Origin of the sequence: Pseudoalteromonas sp. Isolate6, from assembly GCF_022398435.1 — a bacterium.
Taxonomy (GTDB): domain Bacteria; phylum Pseudomonadota; class Gammaproteobacteria; order Enterobacterales; family Alteromonadaceae; genus Pseudoalteromonas; species Pseudoalteromonas galatheae.
This window is the reverse complement of record NZ_JAKEVK010000236.1, coordinates 1-6545: the sequence shown is the minus strand read 5'-3', so window position 1 is coordinate 6545 and position 6545 is coordinate 1. Positions and strand designations below refer to the sequence as shown.

At 43.8% G+C, this 6545-nt stretch carries 5 protein-coding genes and 1 pseudogene; 1 reads left to right on the top strand and 5 read right to left on the bottom strand.

Annotation, left to right across the window (positions count from 1 at the left end; genetic code table 11):
* Positions 1-210: 210 nt before the first annotated feature.
* The gene (locus tag L1D50_RS20445) at positions 211-582 is read right to left on the bottom strand and encodes a nuclear transport factor 2 family protein (protein ID WP_128725485.1); all 372 of its coding nucleotides are present in this window, start codon (positions 580-582) and stop codon (positions 211-213) included.
* A gap of 321 nt (positions 583-903) precedes the next feature.
* Between L1D50_RS20445 and L1D50_RS20440 the strand changes: the two are divergent.
* Positions 904-1874 (top strand): annotated as a pseudogene (locus L1D50_RS20440) (transposase).
* A gap of 592 nt (positions 1875-2466) precedes the next feature.
* Here L1D50_RS20440 and L1D50_RS23600 read toward each other — a convergent pair.
* The 4 genes from L1D50_RS23600 to L1D50_RS20420 all read right to left on the bottom strand — a co-directional run bounded on the left by L1D50_RS23600 (position 2467) and on the right by L1D50_RS20420 (position 6485).
* The gene (locus L1D50_RS23600) at positions 2467-3501 is read right to left on the bottom strand and encodes a S66 peptidase family protein (protein WP_138521557.1); all 1035 of its coding nucleotides are present in this window, start codon (positions 3499-3501) and stop codon (positions 2467-2469) included.
* A 71-nt stretch (positions 3502-3572) separates the two neighbouring features.
* The gene (locus tag L1D50_RS20430) at positions 3573-4778 is read right to left on the bottom strand and encodes an FAD-dependent oxidoreductase (protein ID WP_138521559.1); all 1206 of its coding nucleotides are present in this window, start codon (positions 4776-4778) and stop codon (positions 3573-3575) included.
* Positions 4765-6171 (bottom strand): FAD/NAD(P)-binding oxidoreductase, encoded by a 1407-nt coding sequence (locus L1D50_RS20425; RefSeq protein ID WP_128728414.1) that lies wholly within the window; start codon positions 6169-6171, stop codon positions 4765-4767. The genes L1D50_RS20430 and L1D50_RS20425 overlap by 14 nt, the downstream gene beginning before the upstream one ends.
* Positions 6172-6173: 2 nt before the next feature.
* Positions 6174-6485, bottom strand: a complete 312-nt coding sequence (locus L1D50_RS20420; protein ID WP_010371949.1) for a 2Fe-2S iron-sulfur cluster-binding protein — start codon at positions 6483-6485, stop codon at positions 6174-6176.
* Between the last annotated feature and the right edge of the window lie 60 nt (positions 6486-6545).

Genomic DNA, 6545 nt, shown 5'->3' with positions numbered 1-6545 from the left:
AAATATTTCATAGAACTACAGTTATTTTTTGTTAATTAGGCCAAAATTAACGGCAAAAATAGTTAGCCATAATTTGTGAGTAACGCACAAAGCCCAATTGAAGTATTTTTATACTTTTTTACTTCACTTCCTCAGCTTTGATATTAATAGTGAGGGTGTCACTTGTTTTGTACTTGATTCTTTCTAGCTGAAATAGGCATGTACAATTTGTTAAATCTCATTTTTCGCCGAAGCATGCGCTAGGATGATTCGCCACTTGCCGTTTATTTTTTGCCACACTTCGGAAATGTAGCTCGAGCGAATTATCCTATCTTTACCTATAATTTGGCAAAAACCAGTTACAGTTGTAACTGGACCCAACTGTTGATACTCCATTTGGGAGTTCTGAAAACTGGTAAAGGGTCCAAACCATTTCCCGTTTAATTTGCGAGCCGCGATATTTTTGAGCCTAGCCGGGTTAGATTCAACACCTTGCCCAGATACAATAGAAAAATTCTCAGACTCAATTTGCTCAAGTGTAACTGTGTTACCATCCAAATAGGCTTGTAGCCACGCTTCTCTAATCTTTCTTATTTCTTCCATGTTCAAATACTTCTCTCGAAATCTAAATGAATAAATAGCTGACACCCACTACTAATTTGCACCTTCCTAAGATGAATAAATAGCTGACACCCACTACTAATTTGCACCTTCCTAATGAATAAATAGCTGACACCCACTACTAATTTGCACCTTCCTAAGATACCGCCTAAGCTTTAATTCTGCACTCAAAGGATTGAGGAAACCAAACTATGGCTACTGCCCGTATCACAATTTAAACCAGACACCCACCGCTAATTTGCACCTTCCTAAGATACCGCCTAAGCTTTGAATCTACACTCAAAGGATTGAGGAAACTAAACTATGGCTACTGCCCGTAAAAGACAAATCAGTTTAACCGACACCAAATATTATCACTGTATCTCCCGTTGCGTAAGGCGCGCCTTTTTATGCGGTGAAGATAAATTTTCTGGAAAATCATACGAGCACCGCCGGGATTGGGTTGAAGAAAAGCTCCGATGCTGGGCTCCGTGTTTTGTATTGATGTCTGTGCTTATGCCGTGATGAGTAATCACACCCATATTGTTTTATATGTTGATGATAAAAAGGCTAAGCGCCTGTCGGATAAAGCGACTGTGATGCGATGGCACAAGTTATTTAAAGGCAATTGGATAAGCCAAAAGTTTATTGAAGATGAGCCACTCAATGAGTCGGAGCAATTGATACTCGATGAGCTGGTTGATAAGTACAGAGAAAGGCTCGCAGATATTAGCTGGTTTATGCGAGTGCTTAACGAAGACATCGCCCGCCGAGCAAATAAAGAAGATAATTGTACAGGTCGGTTTTGGGAAGGACGATTCAAATCCCAAGCACTATTGGATGAAGCTGCACTGGCTGCCTGCCTCGCTTACGTAGACCTAAACCCAATTCGAGCCAAAATTGCCGCAACGCCTGAAACCTCAGACTACACCAGCATCAAAAAACGCATCGACCACGCTAAGCTGGGCAAACAACCAAAAAGCCTATTACGCTTTGCTGGCAGCCCACGAAAACACATGCCTAAAGGCCTGCCTTTTGAGCTCAAGTCTTATATCGAATTGGTTGAACTCACAGGCCAATATATTCGCGCCGACAAACGAGGCTATATTTTTGAGTCACAACCCATACTCACTCGACTCAATATTGAGCCTGAGAACTGGATAAAACTTACTACGCAGTTTTCTCGGATATTCCACGGCGCGGTTGGCCGAGAGCGTAGGATAACCGCTTACTGCGAAACACTGCAAAAACGACGACGGACAAACCTAACAAACTGCGAGCGCTTGCTGGCTTAGCATAACTCACATTCTCAATTCTAGAATTTTCTTACTGTTGTATTAGCAGTGCTTTGTCGTGCGGCGATAACCCTGTTTTAATGTAGAGATATGCCTAGGCGATAAGAATTAACCTATCGATAAACGTTTTTGACCAAAATGACTGGAGTGTTTAGATATTCTTTTACTTCACTTCCTCAGCTTTGATGTTAATAGTAGTGGGTGTCATCAATGATTTCTTCATCAATGATTTCTTCATCAATGATTTCTCACTATGCCAGACAAGACTTGGCCGACATCCTGTCGGCACATTGCATATCGGCTTATGCTTTTCGGGTGTGATGGAGGGGGAATAAGTTGCTTGTGAGATCTTCTACGATTTTTACGATAAAGCTGTTTGCAAGGGTTGCAAAAACTATCAGCATAGCCTCTTAATTAGCAGTGCAGATAGTTTTGTGGGAGGTGGTTTACCCGCCGAGCAGTTATGTTTTTCGGGTGTGTTAAAGGGGGATTAGTATTGACTGCGAGTTCTAGTTTTTCTCTCAAAAGCAGTAAATTTGCCTGCAAGCACCAAAAAAAACTACCAGCACGGTTTTTCTCCCTCATCACACCACTACAACAAATCAAATACCGGCTCTATCGCATCTAGACTGAAGTTATCCAAATCCAAGCGATGCTGTATTCCTAACGGCAAAATCCACTGCGGATCGGTATGGCCAAAGTCAAGCCGAGTTATTACGGGTAAACTGTCACAGCCAAACTCATCACGTACAACCGATAAAATCACTTCATCAAGCGCAGCCATCTCGCGTTCGCTGTAATCCCGCGCACGGCCAACCATTAAGCCGGATACTTTTTCAAACACCCCCATCACCCCATAGTTACGTAACCAAAAGCGAATATAGTCTTGACTGGGTTTATCCTCAGAGGTTTCTAAAAATAGCAATTTGTCTTGCCAAAATGACGGCGATGGCCAGTATTCTGTGCCTTTTAGCATCTCCATCACTTCAAAACAACCGCCAAATAGCTGCCCTTCCACTTGCCCTGTACCTTGCAGTACTTTAGGACCATCTGTTGCTATTGAGGGATGCAGCTTACCGACGTTTTCTGGTATTGCCCACTCCGGATATCCATGAGAATAGGCTTTGAATATTGGATAATGGACTTCACCTAGCAGCGCCTGCGCTAAATAGGCTTGATATTCAGCACTAGCGTTGTGGTACTGGGAGAAACCGGCCATGACCGATGGGCCGTTAAAGGTGACTAATCCCCATTGGTTCAGCAATGTAGTGAACGTGGAAAAGTCAGAATAGCCCATCATAAACTTAGGGTTATTCAAGATAACGGATTTATCCAAATAAGGCAGGATCCGCGCGGAATCTGAACCACCAATGGAAGAAATTATCCCGGCTATATTCGGGTCGGCAAAGGCATCATTAATATCTTTTGCACGTAATTGTGGCTGTGAAAAAAGCACGTCTGCGGCAGTTCGAGCCGACGGCATTTCAACAATATTAAAACCAAGCGAACGCAGGTTTGCTAACCCTTGCTCAAAAATATGGGGAAATGTGCCTGGGCCACCCCAGCTAGGTGATACAATCGCAAGGGTATCACCTCGGTTTAGTTTTTTAGGCTTGCGTAATTGCACCGTCTATCTTGCCTTAATGGAATATTCATCAGCAATTAGATATATCCCATTAAGACAGCAGAATCAAATGCTTATTCGAACCTTTCAACGCGAAATGGAGCTAAATCAACAGAGGTAGGTTTGCCTGTCATGAGTTCAGTAATAAGCGTGCCAGTAATGGCCGACATTAAAATCCCCGTCCTAAAGTGCCCACACGCATTAATGTAACCTTCCACTCCATCAACGGGGCCCAAAATTGGCAGCTCATCCGGTGTACCAGGTCTAAGTCCCGCCCAGCAACGTTTAATACTCGACTCTTTTAGCACCGGCAAACACTTCATAGCACCTTGTGACAACTCGGTAATTTTATCTAGACTATTGGTGGTGTCGAAGCCTTTTTCCTCCGTTGATGAGCCAATTAAAATCTCGCCGTTATCCTTTTGTGCAATGTAGCAATCACTGGTACTGATACAACCATTTAATACTTTAGGCATGCGCTCAGACAACACTATTTGACCTTTAACTGGGTAAACTGGCATGTGTTTACCTGTTGCCTGATGGTAAATGTCATCCGCCCAGGCGCCAGCGGCATTAATTAGAGTGTCGCAATGCAGACTTTGATCTTGCATCCTCACGCCTATCACCTTATTGCCTTCACGCAGTACCTCTAGCACTTCGGTATTCAGAAATAACTCAACACCATTTTGGCGCGCGCCTTCGGTATACGCATCAACTAATCGGTATGGGTTTACCTGATGGTCACAAATAAAATCTATTGCACCAATCGCATCAGGAGTGATGTAAGGCTCCTCTGCACGTAATTGCTGTTGGTCTAGCCAACGGATCTGCGAAGACAAATTAGGGATCCCAGACACTATGCTATCTGCATATATTTCATCATCACGATTGTACATAATGAATTTGAGACCGGTACGTTCAAACTTAAAGTCGACATCGTGTCTGGTCAGCATTTCTTCATGCAGTGCTGGATATAACTCGTTTGACTTGAGCGCAAGTTCAAAAAAGCATTCTGGTAATTGATGCGGCCGCAATGTTTCCGCAGCTTCGGTATCTCCTTCACTTTGGAGCTTAGACAAGGTTTTGAAGAAGATCACACCACAGCCAAGTCCAACCGACTCACCAATTGCCCATAATCCACCCGCAGATGCACGAGACGCGTTACCCGGCTTTTTTAAATCCACTAACGCGATTTTTAGGTTGGTATCACGACTTAAAAAGTAAGCACAAGCAGCGCCTATTACACCGCCACCTGCGATAATGACATCATACTGCTTCATGGTTTTTCTCCAGTAAAGTAAATGGAATTGGGTCTAGTGGGAATCTTGGCCTTATCACACCGAGTGTATCTAAGTGCCCTGCAGCGTGCAGTCGGTCTAGTGCATAGCTAGAGCACATTTTTCCTTGGCAGTCTCCCATGCCAATACGGGTTCTCATTTTCACGCTAGACAAATCTTTCGCACCTTGTTGCAACGCTAAATCGAGTTGCTGGCGCTTTACTTGTTCGCAGCGACACACCACGGTATCTGCTTGTGTTAATGCAAGCAGCCCCTCTCGACGCGCCGAGAAGCGATCAAATCCAGCTCTAAATTTCTGTGCTTGCTTACGCTTAGTTTTGAGCTTGCGCATTCGCGTGTGGAAGTTCGACTCGCTTAAACAGGCTTGCTCATAGGCAAGCATGGTTGCGGCTATTTTTCCTTCAATGATAGCCGCTTCCGCACCTAACAAACCATTGGTATCACCACAAACAAAAATTGAATTTAAGCTACTGCGTAAATTGTCATCTAATAAAGGCACATAGCCATTCGTGGTGGTGTACTGATGAGAAACCCCAAGTAGCATGGCAAGCTGTGTGCGGGCAACAAAACCATAGCCAACTCCCAAACTATCCACGGCTAAATGCTGTGCTTTTGACAAGTCCGCATGCCAGTGCTCATCGTAAGGCGCTACGGTAACACTGGAGAGTTTTTCTTGGCCTTCTGCTTTCACGATGCCATAGCCATACTTGAACGGAATATTATGCTTTTTGAGATACGCCAACATACTCAATCCCGAAAGCGTAAGCTTAGGTTTATTGAGCAGCGCCACGGTCTCTTTCGCCAGTTCACTAAAGCGACTCGCTTCATATACGCCAACCACTTGTGCCCCGGATTTATGCAACTGGCAAGCAACCAATGGCAATAATGGTCCAGTTCCGACTAAAGCCACTTTTTTCCCTGGTCGAACTAACCCACTTTTAAGCTGAAGTTGCATCCCGCCCATTAACATCACACCAGGCAACTGCCACCCTTCAAATGGCACACTGCGCTCATGACAACCAGTTGCCAAAACCAACCTAGTGTAATCTATTTGTGTTAGCTGATTTTGTGTTTGCAACAATAAACCACTTTCACCCTCAGGCCCAAGCACTTTGGTTTGTAGTTGTAGCGTTATATCTTGTTTATGATGTTCGTAGCGTACCTTTAGTGCAGCCATCGCTCGTTTAAGATTTTCATCTAAATGAGGAAGCTTACTCGCCTGTCTAAGTGGACCGCGATAGATAACTCCACCAATTTTTGGCGCTTCATCAACTAAGGTGCTAGTAATGCCATATTTAGCCAGCTCAGCTGCACAGCTGACGCCTGCAGGTCCTGCACCAACAATAACGATTTTTTCTTTTTGACAAGTAGACATCACTATACTCCAACCTGCTTGAAACGATTTTGTTTAGTTTCAACCTGCATATTGGGTTGTACTAAGGTTTGGCAAGCCTTTTGTTTATGTTGTTTGTTTATTGTTACCTGACAACAATGACAAACGCCCATACCACAATAAGCACCGGATACGGCCTCTCGATCGCTTTCCATGATTTGCTTATAGTTCGCCGCAAGCAAAACAGACAACACGGTTTCGCCATCGCATGCATTAACCGCAATGTCGTCGATTTGAATTTGAAACTGTAACCCCTCGGGGTCCGTAATATCTTGGGTTCTGGATAATTCAGACATGAAAAAATGCTCCTTCAATAAAGTCGCACAAAGCCTACTATCCAAATATTAAAAATAAAC

What these genes read in the sequence shown, in the direction of transcription:
- L1D50_RS20445 (WP_128725485.1), bottom strand. Translation starts at nt 582, where the DNA reads ATGGAAGAAATAAGAAAGATTAGAGAAGCGTGGCTACAAGCCTATTTG.
- L1D50_RS20430 (WP_138521559.1), bottom strand. Translation starts at nt 4,778, where the DNA reads ATGAAGCAGTATGATGTCATTATCGCAGGTGGCGGTGTAATAGGCGCT.
- L1D50_RS20425 (WP_128728414.1), bottom strand. Translation starts at nt 6,171, where the DNA reads ATGTCTACTTGTCAAAAAGAAAAAATCGTTATTGTTGGTGCAGGACCT.
- L1D50_RS20420 (WP_010371949.1), bottom strand. Translation starts at nt 6,485, where the DNA reads ATGTCTGAATTATCCAGAACCCAAGATATTACGGACCCCGAGGGGTTA.